This window comes from Marinobacter zhejiangensis, assembly GCF_900114775.1.
GTDB classification, from domain to species: Bacteria; Pseudomonadota; Gammaproteobacteria; order Pseudomonadales; family Oleiphilaceae; genus Marinobacter; species Marinobacter zhejiangensis.
Window position 1 is genome coordinate 989,256 of record NZ_FOUE01000001.1, and the last position, 16,926, is coordinate 1,006,181.

Here is a 16,926-nt window from a genome sequence, read left to right on the forward strand (position 1 = left end):
TCTTAGACGTTGATTGCAGGGAGCAGTGACAAGTATGAATTCCAGGTTGTTGTTCGCGTTGCCGGCGCTGGCCCTTGCGTTGATAGCGGTCGTTCTGGCCATCATTGGTTTCATGCGAGCCCCGGCGCCAGTATCCAGTCCCGGCTCCGGTTTATCACCCGTGGCCGCTCCGGCGGAGCCACAGCCCGCTGCACCGCCCCGTCACGAATACCTGGTGGCGACGGTGGCCATGTCCCCAGGCGATGAGCTGGATGCCGAGCATTTCCAGAGCATCAGTTCAGACACGCCGATCGAGGGTGCCATTCCCGCGGATGCTGTGACGTTTGGTCAGCCCTTGGCGGCGATGATTCAGGCCGGGGAGCTGTTGCGCCAGGAACAGATGGAGCCCAGCAGCCTGGTGCGGTCGCTGCTCAAGCCCGGGACCCAGGCGATTGCGATACCGGTGAATGATGTGTCTGGCGTGGGCGGTTTGCTGAAGCCGGGTGACGAGGTCAACGTCTATGCCTCCTTCGATCGTTCAGACAAAAATGAACCGGCTGCGTTGACGGTGTTGCGGAACGTCGTGGTCATCGCCGTTAAAGGCGTCGCCTATTCCGGCGAAGGGGTCAGTGAGGACGAGCGACGTCGTAATGCCTCGGTTGTGCTGGCGGTGCCGGATGATCATGTCGCGGCACTGTTGCTGGCGTCCAACGAAGGTGATGTTCGCCTGGCTGCCCTGGCCGGGGCGGAGAGCGACGCCCAACCGGCGACGGCCCAGGCCATCGTCGATGCGAATAACCCCGATCCCACCTACCTCAACGATCTGTTCCCGACGCCCCCTCCGCCGCCGCGAGCGGCGCCAAGCCGGCCGGCCGGCAGTCGCGTTCAGGTGTTTGAAGGGGCTGAGCAAAGGAGTGTCTATGTACGCTAACGCCATTGGCCGTGTGTTGTCGGTCGTAGTCCTGTTGTGTTGGTGCGCAGCAGCCCAGGCGATCAGCGAGGGCGCCCCGTTGGCCCTGAGCAAGGGTGAGCAGAAAGTGCTGTCATTCCCCCAGCCACTGACCAAGGTGGCGATGTCCGATCCTGCGACAGCTGCGGTCTCGGTATCCGGGGACCGTGAACTGATTGTAACGGCCCTTGAGGAAGGTGTTGCGGTGTTGTCGGTCTGGCAGCGCGGCAGCGACCAGCCGCTGCGTGCGCCGGTAGTCATTGCGCCGACTCTTGGTGACACCATGCCGTTCGGCACCCAGGTTCAGACCGATATCCGTATTGTCGAAGTCAACCGTAGCCGGTTGAATTCCCTCGGCTTCTATTATGCTCGTCTGTTTGATGGTGGTAACTCGGCGGTCGGTGTGGCTCCGCCAGGCCAGGGCTTCCGCGGCTTCCCCGGACCGGGTGCCGCGCTGGCGCCGCTGTCCAGCGATGGCTTCAACCTGTTCAGCCTCGGCGCCAACTCGCTGACGATCATCAATGCACTGGAGTCGGGTGGTTTTGCCTACACCCTGGCCCAGCCATCGTTGACCAGCCTCAGTGGTCAGTCGGCAACGTTCCTGTCCGGGGGCGAGTTCCCGGTTCCAGTGGCCAATGACAACGACTCCGTCAAAATCGAATTCAAGGACTTCGGTATCAGCCTAAGCCTGACCCCAACGGTGGTCAGTGAGCAGCAGATCATCGTCAGGGTGGCACCGGAAGTCAGCGAGCTCGACTTCAGTAGCGGCGTTGAAACTGGTGGTGTCGCAGTACCTGGTCTGCGGGTTCGGCGAACCGAAACCACGGTGTCGATGGGCCCCGGCGAGACCTTCATTATCAGTGGTCTGGTGAGCCGCAATACCATCAACAACAGTGATCGCATCCCGGGGCTGGGTAACATTCCCATTCTTGGTGCCCTGTTCCGCTCAGACCGCATCGCCCAGGAAGATAAAGAGCTGATTATGGTGGTGACACCGCACATCGTGTCGCCCTTCGGAGCCGACCAGCAGGCCCCGGCCAACATCGGTGCGGAGTATCACAACAGCAGTATCAGGTGGCTTGATATGGCGACTGGCTCAGCCAGTGGCTCCGAGCCGGTCAAGCACGGACTGAGTTGGTAAGCTATGGAAAACCAGGACATTATCGTTTGTGTTGCCGACGACCTGGGGCTTCGGGTCTGGCTGGAGCGGACGCTGGATGGCGCTTGGCCCATCGAATTCGTTGCCAGTTCCGACCTGAACCGGGTCATCAAAATGGTGGAGGCTACCCACAGCTGCCTGGTCTTTGTGACCTTCGACGAGGCCCAGCCGGACCGGTCGCTGCGGGTGATCAGTGCGCTGGTCAAATCCTACCCCAGCCTGAACGTGGTCACCCTGGCCAAACGGGTGACTCAGGAACAGTTACTGAAATCCATGCGGGCGGGCGCCCGGGATTGCTTCCTGTCCGACAGCGACACCGAGGAAATGCGCGCCCAGGTCAAGGCCCTGCTGACCCGCGAGAAAGCACCGGCCGCCAGTCAGGGCAAGGCCAGCGCCCCCAGTCACCGTGCGGTAGTGAACCTGTTGACCGGTGTCAGTTCAACCGTCGACACCCGCTTTGTGACCCAAAGCTACGCCTTTGCTGCGGCCAAACGTCATCCCGGCAAACGGATCCTGGCGATTGACACCGCGGCGACGGAACGCCACGTGTTCTACCTGGATTCCAACAACCGGCTGACCCTGAATGATCTGCTGGTGAGCTCCGATACCCTCGATGAAACCCTGGTGGATACCGCCCTGGAAGAGTATGTGCCAGGGTTACGGATGCTGGCCGGCAACCTGCCACTGAAAAGTCTGACCGAAGAGCGGAGCACCGATCTGTTCATCGCGTTCAGCCAGTTGATGCAGATGTTTGACTCCATTGTGATCAACGTTGACCCGCTGCTGGCGGACTTCTGGATCAAGGTCATCGGGTTGCAGGTCTCCAACCTGGTTATGACCATTCATCCGGTGGTGGAGCAGGCGCACCTGGCCCGGGAAAAACTCCAGTCCTGGGACGCGGAACTGTCGGAGCGGTGTAACCGGCTGTTGCTGGTGGATGGCTATGAGGACAAGGTGCCCCCCGGGCTCGACCAGCTGGAAAGCGCCGTCGGCGTGCCGTCTCTGGGCGCCCTGCCTCTGGACTGGGCCAACCGTCTGTTGGCGATGAACGCGGGTATCCCGGTGCACACCCTGCCACGGCGCTCGGCCTTCAACCGCAAGTTTGAAAGCCTGTTGAAACGGGCGGATGAACAGCGAGCGGCGCAGCGCAAGCAGACACGTTCGAAAGAAGCCCAGGGGCGGGCCTGAGGGAGGGATGACCGTTGGCTCGAATTGACCCGGAATTTCAGGAACTGAAAAAGCGCGTCCACTATTTTCTGGTGGAGCGGCTGGATGAAGAAGGCATTGAGGTTGGCAAGATCCATCGCGACGCGCTGTTCGATTTTGTCGAGACCAACATCACCGGGTTTATCAGTCTGCACCGGGTGCCTTTGTCCACCAACGACCTTACCAGCCTGGTTCGGGAGCTGTTTGATGAAGTAACCGGGTTTGGCCCGTTGGAGCCGTTGCTGGCCGACGAACGGGTCAACGATATTCTGGTGAACGGCCCGGAAGACGTCTTTGTCGAGATTTCCGGTGTCCTGCAGCGCGCCAATACCCGTTTTATTGATGATGACCATGTGACTCGGGTGATCCGCCGAATCATATCGCCCCTCGGGCGACGGCTGGACGAAGCGAGTCCGATGGTGGATGCCCGGCTGCCGGACGGTTCGCGGGTCAACGCCATCATCCCGCCCATTGCATTGGACGGACCCTCCATCAGTATCCGGAAGTTCACCCAGAACCACCTGACCGCCAATGACCTGGTCAACAGTGGGTCGATGACGCCGGAATGCCTGTCTTTGCTGATCAAGGCGGTGGAATCGCGGCGAAATATCCTGGTCAGTGGCGGTACCGGTACCGGTAAAACCACCATCCTTAACCTGCTCAGCCAATACGTTCCTCGTGATGAACGGGTGGTGACCATTGAGGATTCCGCCGAACTGGCCCTCAACCACCCCCATGTGGTGCGCCTGGAAACCCGTCCGGCGAACACCGAAGGCAGCGGCCGGATCAGTGCCCGGGAGCTGGTTATCAATGCACTGCGGATGCGTCCGGACCGGATCGTTCTGGGCGAGGTTCGTTCCGGTGAAATTATTGAATTGCTCCAGGCCATGAACACCGGCCATGAGGGGTCGATGAGTACCATCCACTCCAATACCGCCCGGGATGCCATCATCCGTATTGAGACGCTGCTGGCGGTCAACGGTTACGACGCTGGGGAGCGGGCCATCGGGCGGCTGATCGGTTCCTCCCTCGACCTCATCGTCCAGTTGGTCCGGTTGCCCAATGGCCGCCGCTACATCAGTGAAGTGGTGGCCATGAAGCCAACCCCGGATAATCCCTGCGATATGGAATACCTGTACCGGAGCGACCTCAATGAGCAGTCTGGGCTGGTATAAGCTGGCGTTGCTGGCCGCCCTGACTGCTTTGTTGCTGTTGGGTGGGCAGATGCTATGGCACTGGCTGCAGTCGCGGCGGGCGCTGGCGCAGCGGGTACAGGGCCGGTTGACGCCGACCCAGGAACTGGGAACGAGCAACGTTGCCCGGGTAAGGCTGGGGCCGCTGGAAAAGTTTCTGGTTCAGGCCGACATCAACCTGTCTCCCCGTAAAGCGCTGATGGTTGTACTGGTAACGCTGATCGCGGTGTTCCTGGTCGCAGTGTTTAAGGGTGCCGTTGTCACGCTGGTCACCGTGTTTTTCCTGGTCTCGGTCTGTGTCATGTACTGGAAGGTCCGGTTCCAGAAGCAGCGCCGGATTATCCATGAAGAGTTGCCCGGAATCGTTGATTCGGTGCTGCGGAGCATGGATGCAGGGCGGTCATTGGAACACGGTTTGATCCATGCCTTTGAGGATGCCTCGCCGGTTTTTGAACCGTTGGTGTTCCGGCTGCGCAGTGCCGTAGAGGCCGGCCGGGACTATACCCGGTTGTTTGAAGATTTTGCGGCCATCTACCACATTCCGGCGTTGATTATGGTGTCGATATCGTTGCGGACGGCGTCCCGCTTTGGTTCGTCCATTCGTCCGGTGTTGCAGCAGGTGGCTTCGTCCCTCCGTTCCCAGCAGGAGATGCGTCGGGAGTTCCTGGCGGCCACGGCGGAAACCCGCTTTACCGCCGTGACCTTTGCGATCCTGCCGCCAGGGCTTGCACTGTATATGGTCACCATCAACGACCAGTATTCGCGGGTGCTGCTGGAGACTGCGACCGGCCACACCATGTTGATCGTGGCCGGGGTGCTGCAGTTGCTGGGTGTGGTGCTGATCTGGCGCATGATCCAGGGGGTGGGCCGTGAATAACCTGCTGTTTTCCCTGTCGCTGTTGTTGGCCTTGGCGTCGGTCTGGATTGCCCTGGTCAAAGTCCCTGAGTGGCGATTGAGATCCCGGGTACTGGCCCGCCTGCGTTTCCGCGGGGTCCGCAATGATGAGGTGGCCGACAGTTGGCTGAGTTCGCTGGCGGAGCGTTTCACCGCCCACCCGGCGATCCGGGGAGATTATGAAGAAATGGGCGAAGCGCTGGAAATCACCGGGCGCACGGAGGAAAAGGCCCGCATCGATTACCTGTTGATGTGCTGGGGCATGCCTGCGGTTGCCATTATTGCCGGGTTTGCCTTCTCCGGAGTTGTCTGGGGCAGCCTGGTGGCTGTTGGGGGATTTCTGTTGCCAAGGCGAATTATCCGCTCCATGGCGGTGACCGCTGAGAAGGCGCAGAACCTGGAAGCCATTGAATTGTGCCACATGACCCGGATGTTGATGGAGGCAGGACTGTCCATTGAGCGGTCACTGCGGCTGATTGCGGCCCAGGCCAGACCCGTAATGCCAAGGCTGTCGATACGCCTGGACCGGTTCAACCGGATGATGGAGGCGGGTGCCGACCGCTCCCTGGCGTTGGATGAGCTCGGCCGGAACAAGCGCATCGTGGTGTTGAGAAATTACGTCGCCCTGATGAAACAGAGCAGCAAACTGGGGGCGGGGGTGTCCCACAGCCTGGATCAGGTGATCCAGGAAGCCCAGCATGCGGAGCGCAGCCGGCTGAAGGAAGACACCAACCGGATTGGCGCCAAGATGACGATCATCATGATGGTGTTCATGCTGCCCGCTCTGTTTACTTTGATTGGTGGTCCGGCGGTCATATCGATCGCCGAAACCCTGTCCCGATAAGAAAAAGGAAGTCCACATGCAACGAAACTGCTTACGGCGCCTGGCCACCCTCTCCCTGTTGGGGGTGATGATGTCCGGGTGTGCCACCACGCCGGTAGAGCCCCGGGAGCCTGCTTCGGAACCGCTGGCCGTTCGTTGCAACGCCAATATTCAGCCGGAAGCTCAGGTACACCTGGATCTGGTGGACCGTCTGGCGGACGCTGGCAAACCCTATGCGGCGCTGGCGCAGCTGGAGAGCGAGTCGTTGTCGACTCCGGATCACTGGGTTCGCAAGGGGCGCTTGCTGGCATCCACCCAGCAACTGCAGGCCGCCGAAAACCTGTTCCGGGCACTGGCGGAAGAGTGCGACACCGCAGAAGCCTTTCATGGCCTGGGGATGGTCCTGCTGAAGAGCTGGCGTACCGAAGCGGGGGTGACCCAGCTGCGCATCGCCCGCGCCGAGGCGCCGTCATCGGGCAACATTCGCAACGATTACGGCTATGCGCTCCTGCTGAACGGCGACTATGAGCAGGCCGCTTATGAACTGCGCACGGCGCTTGAACTGCTGGACGGTGAGGGACCCGTGCGCCAGAACCTAGCAGCGGCCTATCTGCTGACCAACAACGACGATGGCCTGCGGCTGCTCACAGAACGCTATGGGTTTGGGGTGGATGAAATCGCCCATGCCCAGCGGCTGGCCGGAACCCTCAGGAGGTAAACATGAAGTATCGCTACGGACTGATCATGCTGGCGCTACCCCTGGTTGGCCAGGCTGGCGGATACCCCCATGGGTTGTCGGACACGGTAATCGAAGCGAAACCCCGGACCCAGACCGAGCAGGCACTGCAGCGTCAGCGCGACTCCGGGCCGCCAGAGCAGGGCGAGTTGTCCACCCAGGTCTATGTCGATACCCAGGAGCGGATTTCGGAAACCTTCCGTCGCCCGGTGCCCGAACGTATGGCGGACCTGAATACCAAGGACGAGTAACAGGAGAAGCGCAATGTTGCAGCGGCAACGTGGGGCGTTCATTTTCATCACCCCGGTGATCCTGACCCTCATCGTCCTGTTTACGGTGATGGCGGTGGACGGTGCCCGTATCTACGGCGTCCGCAATGACCTGCAAAATCAGGCGAATGCCGCGGCATCAGCGGGTGCCGAGGCGACCCAGGCCTGTGGTGGCGTGAATGTCAGTGTCGCTGCAATGAAATCCCGGGCGCTGGCTGCGGCCCAGGCCCAGGGCTTCTCCGGGGCGGCGGAAGACCTGGATCTGCGAGTGGGTGTGCTGGTACCAGATCCGGACAGCCCGAGTCAGCTGCTGTTCCAGGAGGTTAACGACATTGCCGCGAGTAATGCGGTGCGGGTCCTGCTGAGCCGGGAAGAATCGATCTCCCGACTGCTGCCTGAATCCGTGTTGGGCTCGATCACCCTGTCGGCTTCGACAGCGGTGCGTAAGGAAGTCAGGGCTTCTCTCAGTGCTGCCGGATCGACCCTTGCTGTCCATCAGGGTGTGCTGGGGGGACTGCTGGGCGCGGTGTTCCAGGATCCATCGTACACCCTGGATCCAACCAGTCTGAGTAGTCTGGAGAACACCTTTGTCGAACTGGGTGAGGTATTGTCGTTGCTGGGTGTTGATAACCTGGAAGACGCTTTGCCCCTGGGCGCGGACGAACTGGCAGCAGCGTTACGGGAAATTGCCGGCAACGCCACGCCGGCCGGCGAGCTGCTGGATGATCTGGTGGGCGCAGCCGGGATTTCCACGTTGCAGATTTCCGACATACTGACCGCGCTGGGGGATACCCGGGTTCCCGATAACAACCCGGTTGAGTTGCTGGGGCTGGTGAACAGTCTGCTGCTCAATGTCATCCGTGAACAACAGCTGCTGAATGGGGCTGCGCTGGCGCTGACGAACCTGGGGGCGCTGCCCCTGATTTCCGCCATTGACGGTAACAGCCTGGAAGTGAACCTGTACGTAAACCGGGCCCCCAAGTACATTTTCGATGTGCCGGCCCGGAAGAACCTGGACGGGGAATGGGAAGGGGTGTTCTACGCCCCGGATATCAGTCTCGAAGTGATTGTTCAGGCGGGTATCCCGCCGCTAGACCTGCTTGGGCTAGTGAAGCTGGAGCTGGCCGACCTGACCATCCCGTTGGCGGTGGACCTGGGTGGCGGCAGTGGTTACCTGTCGTCGGCGATGTGTGCCCGGGGGGTGAGCAATGAGGTGCAGTTTGGCATGGAACTCGAACGCCAGCTGCTGGAGTTGGGAACTGGCACTATCGACCCTGACACCGGTGATGTGGTGATCCAGCCGATTGATGCCAATATTGGCAAAGTAAGCCTGCTGGCTGGGCTGTTGACTATCGACTCGTTATTGAATCTGGAAGCCGAAATCTCCGGTGGTCTGCCAGGGGAGTCGGCATCGGTGATGCTTGAACCCGATTACCCACTGTACTGTTCGCCGCAGGATGGCTGCAGCCGCCGAACTTATGAAGATCCCGGTGCGGGGCTATCCGGCCTGGATCTCGATGTGGATGTGACCCGCCTGGCGCTGCTGGAGACGCAGTTGGGCGCGGTAGACCTGACGCCACTGGTCGGCCTGGTTACCCCCCTGGTATCGGACCTCCTGTACGACGTTACCCAAAGTCTGACCACGGTGTTAGTGAATCCGTTGCTGGAGGTGCTGGGTGTCGGGGTTGGTGGCATCAATGTGACGGTGACTGCTGGAGATCAGAGCTATACTCAACTGATTGAAAACGTACGGCTGGCCAATGAAGGCGAGCCGCTATAGGACCACCTGGACGGGCCATATGGGTAACAATGATGACTGAGGCTTCATCCCTGATCCCGTTGGCCGCAGGCGCCCTGGTGGCCGTTCTGGGAGTTTTGCTGGCCTATCGGGAATGGCGGATACGGCGGCTGCGGATGGAAAACCTGGGGCTGCTCCAGGAGCTCGGTGACGCCCAACGTCGATTCAAGGACAGTAGCCGGGAACTGCGGGGGCTGTTTGACCATTCCGCCATCTCGGTGATGCTGTTCGACCGTTTTGACCGCACTGTCCTGTATGCCAACGACCTGGCCCTGGAGATGTTCGGGGTCGATTCCATGGCAGCCCTCACCAATGATGTTATGCAGCGGCCCGATGCCTGGTCGGGCTCGCCCTATGGGCTGGCGGACTTTGAGGCCTGGCTGGAGAAAGCCAGCCGCCTGGGTATGCAGCGTTTTGAATGGAAACTTCTCAACCAGACCGGCTTGCCGGTTTGGCTGGACGCCACCCTGGTTTCCCTACCTTATGAGGGCAAGCAGACGCTGATGTTTACCGGGGTCAACATCAGCGTCCGCAAGATTGCCGAATCAACGGACTGGCTTCGTAACCGGGCCATGCTGGCAATGACCGGTGACCGGCCGTTGGCCGCCAGTCTCGACCTGATCGTGGCGATGTACCAGTTCACCTCGCCCAACGCCCGATGCGCCATCATGATCCTTGATGAGAACACCCGGACCTTGGGCTGGGGCAATCGGCCCGTTTTCGCCCCGCCTTTTAATGAGGCGCTGGACAACCTGCCGGTTCGCTACGGAGCCGCTACCTGTGGCACGGCGGCGTCGATTCAGGGGCGGGTGGTGACGGAGGATATCGACAAGGATGATCGCTGGGAACGGTATCGCGATGCGGGGCATGCGGCGGGGGTGGCTTCCTGCTGGTCGGAACCGGTGTTGGGCAGCGACGGCAAGGTACTGGGAACGTTCGCGGTTTACCACGACAACCCCTGGACACCGGGGGAGCCGGACATCGAAGCACTGACCGGTCCGCTTTATCTGGCCAGCCTGGCCATTGAGCGTTACCAGGCCCGGGATCGCCTGCAACGAATGGTGGCTGCGGAGAAAACCATTCGCGAGATCAGTGTGACCCTGCAGACCATGGACCCGGCGGCGACTGCACGGGGCGTTCGGTCGGTGCTGAAGTTCCTGCGTGAGTACCTGTCGGTGGATCAATGCCTGGTGTTGCAGGGAACCCAGGAGGGCAGCCTGTTTGAAGTCGCGCATGCCTGGCCGGAGCTGCCGTGCGATGAAGACGAAGAGCGCCTCGCACTGACCCGGGATGAGCTGGAGGAAGCCCTGTCGGAGATTCGGGAACAGGGTTATGGCGTGATCCGTTACGACGAGAGTGACGACGGTGATGAGCTGATCGACCTGTTGATGCCGGGGCAAAACGCGGGAAGCTGCCTGATCGCGCCCATTATTCAGAGTGATCAAGTTTCCGGTTTGCTGGTGTTCTGCAGTCGCGAAGACAAACACCACTGGCAGGCCTTTGACATCAATACCGTCACACCGGTTGCCGCTCTGCTCGGCAGCGCCCTGACCCGGCAGTCACTGTTACAGGAACTGACCCATCAGGCGCTGCACGATCGCCTGACCGGGCTCTATAACCGGGGCAAGACCGAGGACCGGCTGACGCAGGAAATCGTGCGATCGTCCCGCTACGGCAATACCTTCTCGTTAATCCTGTTCGATGTAGACCATTTCAAACTGGTGAACGATCGTTTCGGGCACAATGCCGGCGATGATGTGCTGGTGGAAGTGGCATCCCAGCTGAGTACAAACGTGCGCTCGGCGGACTTTGTCGGGCGCTGGGGCGGGGAGGAGTTTCTGGTGATCCTGCCGGAAACCGACCTCGATGAGGGTGGTGCGGTGGCGGAGAACCTGCGTCTGCACATTGCCGAACAGACGTTTCCAATACCCGGAGGCTCTGTGACCGTCAGTGCCGGGGTATCGGCGTTTCTGCCCGGTGATGACCTGCAGGAACTGGTCAAGCGAGCGGATACCGCGCTCTATCAGGCGAAGGACGAAGGCCGTAACCAGATCAGGGTATCGGCCTGATCGCCTTGCCTGCCTTCCCGCCTGAGAGCGCCTATACTCCAAAACCCAGGGCAGTTTTCCGAACAGCGGATAGACACGAAAGCCCGGACCGGACAGGGAGAGTGCAATGCGTGGTCTGATTCTGATTTTGGGGTCGCTGATGGTTTCCCTGTGCCTGGCTGGGGAAACGGTTCGGGTGGGGATTAACCATGCGCCGCCCTACCGGGTTGTTGATGGTGACCAGATCAGCGGCTTCTATGTTGAGGTGTTTGAAGCGATCGCCCATCGCATGGATTGGGAGGTGCAGTACGTCGAAGCGCCGTTTCGCCGGATTCTTCGGCTGATGGAAAGTGGGGAAGTGGATGTCATGCTTGGCCCACTGCGGACCGCCGAGCGGGAACGCTACATGGAGTATTTGGTAGACGCTTTTCCGCCTGAGCGCCGGCTGTTTTTCTATCAGCGTCCAGAGAACGAGATTCTTTCCTATCATGACCTGCGGCAGAAGCGGATTGGGGTGCTGCGGGGTAGCCACTATTTTCCCGCATTTGATGACGACACCGGACTGATCAAGGAAGCCGGCATTCGCTACGAGAACCTGGTGCGGATGCTGGACCGGGATTATGTGGATGTGGTTATCGCACCAGAACTGGTTGGGCTGTACACCCTGCGTCAGGAAAATGTGGAGGCGCAAGTGTCGCCCTTTTTTGTGCCCGGCGAACGTTCATGGATTGCGGTTTCCCGGAAATCAGCGTTGATGCATTACCAGGAGGCGATCCGGCAGAGCATGGCCGATATCCAGACCCAGCGGATCTATGACGGGCTGTTGCTCGAATACCTGCAGCGAACCACGGATGAGGAATGAGGTGGCGCTGGTGTTGACGGTGAGCAGAGAGTGCTGGAAATGAGGGGCGACTAGGGGAGAAGAAACGGGGCCGGAAAGATCCGGCCCCGGGCAGGATCAGTCGTTGCTGTTACCTTCCCAACGGGAAACCTGCTCGCGATCCTGGGGCTGTTGCAGGACGCCCTGGTCCTGATTGGGCAGCGTTCCCTGGGGATCCCTGGTCAGCCCTTGGGCAACCATATCGCCGGTGCGTCGGGCTTCCTGCTCCTGACGGATATAGTCCAGACGTTCCTCCCGGTCGGCCCGCTTTTCTTCCCGCAGCTCGTCATTACGCAGGCGGAACTGGTTTTCCAGGTCGCCCACCACGCTGTTGATGAAACCATCGCAGTTGTTCAGAGACAGCAGGTAACGAGGTTGCTCCAGGTTGTACTGGCCGGATACCGCAAAGGTCGAACTGACCGCTTCAGTCGCCAGGGCAAAGTAGGTGGCGTCGAAGCTGAAAACGTCCTGTTCGGACGAAGCGCTGTGACGGTCGGCACCGCGGAAATGGGTGGCCCGCATGACGGTGCCTTCGCAGTGCAGGTCGAACAGGTTCGACTTGAAAAAGATCTCCGACCAGAACAGATGGCAGATGCGCGCGATGGAGCGGCCAAAGCCCAGCAGCAGCAACGCCGCCAGGATAATGGCAAACGTTCCGCCCGCCGGCACCAGTACCTGCTCGATGAAGGCGGTTGAGCTGCCGGAGCCCTTGCCCCCGAACTGCTGCGTCACGCTGAGGTGATCGAGCACGCGCTCGACGCCCAGCCACAGCAGCAGTGCGCCGATGAGCATTAATACCTGACCGGCCACGGTGCCGCCGATGCGTGCCCAGCGCAGAACCTGCGGCTCAGGGATATCTTCGACGGTGGGCTGGATTTCGGCAATCAGGTCGCCATTGAACTGCTCGTTTTCACGGTTGGCTTCACCGGTATCGTTCTTGTCCAGATAGACCCGGTTCGGCAGTTCCAGCTGGCGCTTCTGCATCAGTACCAGATCGCGAAGGGTGGTGAAAATCTGGCGGGGGTGCAGATCAAAGCGCCAGCTGTTGTTGAGCTCGGAGCTGGAGGTGTTGATGCGTACCATACCAATACGGGCTTTCACCATCACTGCAGCCAGCACTGCGGTGATCAGGGCGCCAAAAATCGCCAGGGTCAGCAGGGCGCCGGTGTTGAACATCGGCTCCACCAAAGGCAGCCCTTCAGCCAGCCCGGCCTGGTCGCGGGACGACATGCTGTCCCAGAAGAACCCCCAACCCTGGGCAAACAGCACTGGGATGGCAATCGCACCGACCACCACCAGTGCCAGTCCGCCACTGTTGAAGCTATGCAGCTTGGTCATGTTGTTACGGGACAGCGGATTGCCCAGTTTGACCCAAACCAGGCCAAGGTAGATAAACAGGGCGGTTTGCATCAACAACGACACAACGGTGGAGCCGACTTCGCCCCCGGTGCTGCCGGAAAACGCCATGTACATGACCAGGCTGGCCACCAGGAAAGCGGCAATGGCCACCAGGCTCTTGGTCAGCTTCATCGCAATCACCTGGGCCATATTGCGAATGGGCCAGGGGGTGACGATCAGGTTAGGGAACACCGAATGAACCGCGCGGGCGAACCAGGTCTTGGGCTCAACAAAGGTCGGGTTCGACTTGCTCATCAGCATGTTGTGGAGGGTTTTGGCGGTGTAGAGGCTGGGCTCATGCTCAGCCACCGCTTCGCGGGCCACGTTCTGGGTCAGGGAGGCCGGGGCGGCACGGCCCACAAAGAAGCGCATCATCTGGAACAGGCCGCCGCCCAGGGCTTTCAGCCCGGCGCCAACAAACAGTCCGCCCAGAGCCAGGCTAACCCAGGCGCTGGTCTTGTCGGTGCTCAGCAGGGATTGAATCTGCAGCAACAGATATACGCCAATCGCGGTAACGATCAGGCCACGAATGGAACGCACTAGCCCCTCAAACCGGAACGGGTTGCGTATGTTGAGTTTCTGGGCACCGTACTCAAATGCCATGCTCGCTTTCCTTAAATAATAGGTAGATCTGAAAACGCAGAAGTCTAACGTGAAAACGTGACAGCGATCAGAGCTTTTTGAAAAATAATGCAAAATAGCAGTTAAGATTTGTCCTGCCTGCACCACCAAAGGAACCATACCATGAGCTGCCCCCCAATCGATCCCAGCCAGCCCTGCCCCTGTGGCAGCGAACGCCTATACCGGGCATGTTGCCAACCGTGGCACCAGGGCCAGCCTGCGCCAACGCCAGAGGCGCTGATGCGTTCCCGCTATACGGCCTTTGTTGTTGGCCTGGCTGATTATCTGCGCGAGACCTGGCACCCCGCCACCCGGCCAGCGGAGTTGGCCCTGGATGACAGCCCCGAGTGGGTGTCCCTCCAGGTTTTGTCGGCCAACGAAGGGGACAATAGAGGAAGGAATACAGAGAGCGACAAAGGCCAGGTCCATTTCCGCGCTATTTACCGGACCGGCAGCGGCTTTGGTTATCTGGAGGAGAACTCCGATTTTGCCCGTGAGCAGGGGCGCTGGTTCTATGTGGCCGGCGACACCCGCGAAGGCACGCTGAAACCTGGCCGGAATGAACCCTGCCCCTGTGGCAGTGGTAAGAAGTACAAGGCATGCTGTTGCTGATCCCGGAGGACGAGGGCGAGGGATTTACGCATAGGTTTTGATCAAAAAACGTGCTATTGTCCGCGCCCTTTTTGAGAAATATCAAACGGGCTCGCGTACAATAGCGTTTTATCTGCTGTACCAGCCATCATCAGGATTTCCGGTTACCCCCATGCAAGCTGCCAAGCCCCTGTTCGATCACCCCAAATACTGGGCCGAGTGTTTTGGTCCGTCGCCGTTTCTGCCGATGTGCCGGGAGGAAATGGATCAGCTCGGCTGGGATTCCTGCGACATCATTATTGTGACCGGTGATGCCTACGTCGATCACCCATCGTTTGGCATGGCGGTGATTGGCCGGCTGCTGGAAGGGCAGGGGTTCCGGGTCGGCATCATTGCCCAGCCGGACTGGAACTCGAAAGACGATTTCATGAAGCTCGGCAAACCCAACCTGTTCTTTGGGGTCGCGGCGGGCAACATGGACTCGATGATCAACCGTTACACCGCTGACCGTAAGGTTCGCTCGGATGATGCCTATACTCCCGGCGGCGAAGGCGGCAAGCGGCCCGATCGCGCCAGCCTGATCTACAGTCACCGTTGTCGTGAAGCCTATGACGATGTGCCCATCGTGCTTGGTGGTATCGAAGCCTCCCTGCGTCGAATCGCCCATTACGATTACTGGCAGGACAAGGTTCGCAAGTCGATCCTGATCGATTCCGGCGCTGACATCCTGCTGTACGGCAACGCCGAGCGGGCCATTGCCGAAGTGGCCTTCCGGCTGTCCTGTGGCGACGCCATTGAAAGCCTGACCGATATCCGCGGCACCGCGTTTGTCCGTAACGACGAAGCCGATGGCTACTTCGAGCTGGACTCCACCCGGGTGGACCGGCCTGGCCGGGTCGACAAGATCCTCAGTCCCTATGTGAACACCCAGGAGTTGCAGAGCTGCGCCACCACCCAGGAAAACGGTGAAGACGCGGCCAGCGATACCACCGTTGTGGTCGACCTGCTGCCCAGCTCCCGCATTGAACGTGACAAGACGGTGATTCGCTTGCCGTCCTACGAGAAAGTTCGCAATGATCCGGTGCTCTACGCCCATGCCAACCGGGTTTTGCACCAGGAAACCAACCCCGGTAATGCCCGGGCACTGGTGCAGAAACACGGTGGTCACGACATCTGGTTCAACCCACCGGCGATCCCGCTGACCACCGAAGAGATGGACTACGTCTTCGACCAGCCGTTTGCCCGGGTGCCTCACCCGAGCTACGGCGGCGCTCGAATCCCGGCGTATGAAATGATCCGCTTCTCGGTGAACATCATGCGCGGCTGTTTCGGTGGCTGCACCTTCTGTTCGATCACCGAGCATGAAGGGCGCATCATCCAGAACCGTTCACACGATTCCATCATCCGTGAAATCGAAGCCATGCGGGACGTGCCGGGCTTTACCGGTGTGGTCTCGGACCTGGGCGGGCCGACCGCCAACATGTACCGCATTGCCTGTAAATCGCCGGAGATTGAAGCTGCCTGCCGCAAGCCCTCCTGCGTCTATCCGGGCATTTGCTCCAACCTCAATACCGACCATTCCTCTTTGATCGAGCTGTATCGCAAGGCCCGTGAACTGAAAGGGGTGAAGAAGGTGTTGATTGCCTCCGGTCTGCGCTACGACCTGGCGGTGGAGTCCCCCGAGTATGTTCGCGAGCTGGTGACCCACCACGTTGGCGGTTACCTGAAGATCGCGCCGGAGCACACCGAGGAAGGCCCCCTCAGCAAGATGATGAAGCCGGGGATTGGCACCTACGACCGCTTCAAGCGGATGTTTGAGAAGTTCTCGAAGGAAGCGGGCAAAGAGCAGTACCTGATCCCGTACTTCATTGCCGCACACCCCGGCACCACCGACGAGGACATGCTCAACCTGGCATTGTGGCTGAAGCGCAACGGCTTCCGCGCCGACCAGGTGCAGGCGTTCTACCCGTCACCCATGGCCACGGCGACCACCATGTACCACACCGCCCGTAACCCATTGAGCCGGGTGACCTACAAGACCGAGAAGGTCGGTACGGTGAAGGACCCGGTGCAGCGCCGTTTGCACAAGGCGTTCCTGCGCTACCACGATCCCAACAACTGGTCGTTGCTGCGGGATGCCCTGATGCGCATGGGCCGGGCCGACCTGATCGGGCCGGGCAAGCACCAGCTGATTCCGAAAACCCAGCCCAAAACCGATGGCTACAAGAGCGCCCGTCGCAAGAACTCCACGCCGGCTGGCAGCCGCAAGTCGGGCCGGCCACTGCTGACCCAGCACACCGGTCTGCCGCCCCGTGACAATGGCAGTGGCGCTGGCAAGAGCGCCAAGCGGCGCCCGGTGAAACGTACCGCCCGTTGATGCG

At 60.3% G+C, this 16,926-nt stretch carries 14 protein-coding genes; 13 read left to right on the forward strand and 1 reads right to left on the reverse strand.

The window, feature by feature from the left end:
* Positions 1-34: 34 nt before the first annotated feature.
* The 11 genes from cpaB to BMZ67_RS04480 all read left to right on the forward strand — a co-directional run bounded on the left by cpaB (position 35) and on the right by BMZ67_RS04480 (position 11,917).
* Entirely contained in the window at positions 35-910 is an 876-nt protein-coding gene (gene cpaB / locus BMZ67_RS04430) for a Flp pilus assembly protein CpaB (protein WP_092020672.1), read from the forward strand.
* Positions 900-2,069 carry a type II and III secretion system protein family protein gene (locus BMZ67_RS04435; protein WP_092020673.1) on the forward strand — a complete coding sequence of 390 codons (1,170 nt, stop codon included), beginning with the start codon at positions 900-902 and terminating at the stop codon, positions 2,067-2,069. Before cpaB ends, BMZ67_RS04435 begins: the two co-directional genes overlap by 11 nt.
* A 3-nt stretch (positions 2,070-2,072) precedes the next feature.
* Positions 2,073-3,275, forward strand: coding sequence for a CpaE/TadZ family protein (locus BMZ67_RS04440; protein WP_092020674.1), 1,203 nt, complete (start codon positions 2,073-2,075; stop codon positions 3,273-3,275).
* A gap of 14 nt (positions 3,276-3,289) precedes the next feature.
* Positions 3,290-4,468, forward strand: coding sequence for a TadA family conjugal transfer-associated ATPase (locus BMZ67_RS04445; protein ID WP_217642449.1), 1,179 nt, complete (start codon positions 3,290-3,292; stop codon positions 4,466-4,468).
* The gene (locus BMZ67_RS04450) at positions 4,446-5,363 is read left to right on the forward strand and encodes a type II secretion system F family protein (RefSeq protein WP_092020675.1); all 918 of its coding nucleotides are present in this window, start codon (positions 4,446-4,448) and stop codon (positions 5,361-5,363) included. Before BMZ67_RS04445 ends, BMZ67_RS04450 begins: the two co-directional genes overlap by 23 nt.
* Positions 5,356-6,225: a type II secretion system F family protein gene (locus tag BMZ67_RS04455; protein ID WP_092020676.1), complete on the forward strand. Its 870-nt coding sequence runs from the start codon at positions 5,356-5,358 to the stop codon at positions 6,223-6,225. The genes BMZ67_RS04450 and BMZ67_RS04455 overlap by 8 nt, the downstream gene beginning before the upstream one ends.
* A 16-nt stretch (positions 6,226-6,241) precedes the next feature.
* A complete protein-coding gene (locus BMZ67_RS04460) occupies positions 6,242-6,922 on the forward strand; it encodes a tetratricopeptide repeat protein (protein ID WP_092020677.1) in 681 nt (226 codons plus the stop codon).
* Between the two features lie 2 nt (positions 6,923-6,924).
* Positions 6,925-7,191 (forward strand): hypothetical protein, encoded by a 267-nt coding sequence (locus BMZ67_RS04465; RefSeq protein ID WP_092020678.1) that lies wholly within the window; start codon positions 6,925-6,927, stop codon positions 7,189-7,191.
* Between the two features lie 13 nt (positions 7,192-7,204).
* Positions 7,205-8,989, forward strand: coding sequence for a pilus assembly protein TadG-related protein (locus BMZ67_RS04470; protein ID WP_092020679.1), 1,785 nt, complete (start codon positions 7,205-7,207; stop codon positions 8,987-8,989).
* 32 nt (positions 8,990-9,021) lie between these two features.
* Entirely contained in the window at positions 9,022-11,076 is a 2,055-nt protein-coding gene (locus BMZ67_RS04475) for a diguanylate cyclase (RefSeq protein ID WP_175481827.1), read from the forward strand.
* A gap of 106 nt (positions 11,077-11,182) precedes the next feature.
* On the forward strand, positions 11,183-11,917 hold the full coding sequence (locus tag BMZ67_RS04480; RefSeq protein ID WP_245749868.1) for a substrate-binding periplasmic protein: 735 nt from the start codon (positions 11,183-11,185) through the stop codon (positions 11,915-11,917).
* 96 nt (positions 11,918-12,013) lie between these two features.
* Here the strand turns inward: BMZ67_RS04480 and BMZ67_RS04485 are convergent, their stop codons facing one another.
* Positions 12,014-13,936 (reverse strand): hypothetical protein, encoded by a 1,923-nt coding sequence (locus tag BMZ67_RS04485; RefSeq protein WP_092020681.1) that lies wholly within the window; start codon positions 13,934-13,936, stop codon positions 12,014-12,016.
* A 141-nt stretch (positions 13,937-14,077) separates the two neighbouring features.
* Here BMZ67_RS04485 and BMZ67_RS04490 point away from each other — a divergent pair, with 141 nt between their 5' ends.
* Both BMZ67_RS04490 and BMZ67_RS04495 read left to right on the forward strand, forming a co-directional pair.
* Positions 14,078-14,566, forward strand: coding sequence for a YchJ family protein (locus BMZ67_RS04490; RefSeq protein ID WP_092020682.1), 489 nt, complete (start codon positions 14,078-14,080; stop codon positions 14,564-14,566).
* 151 nt (positions 14,567-14,717) lie between these two features.
* Entirely contained in the window at positions 14,718-16,922 is a 2,205-nt protein-coding gene (locus BMZ67_RS04495) for a YgiQ family radical SAM protein (protein ID WP_092020683.1), read from the forward strand.
* Positions 16,923-16,926 lie beyond the last annotated feature (4 nt).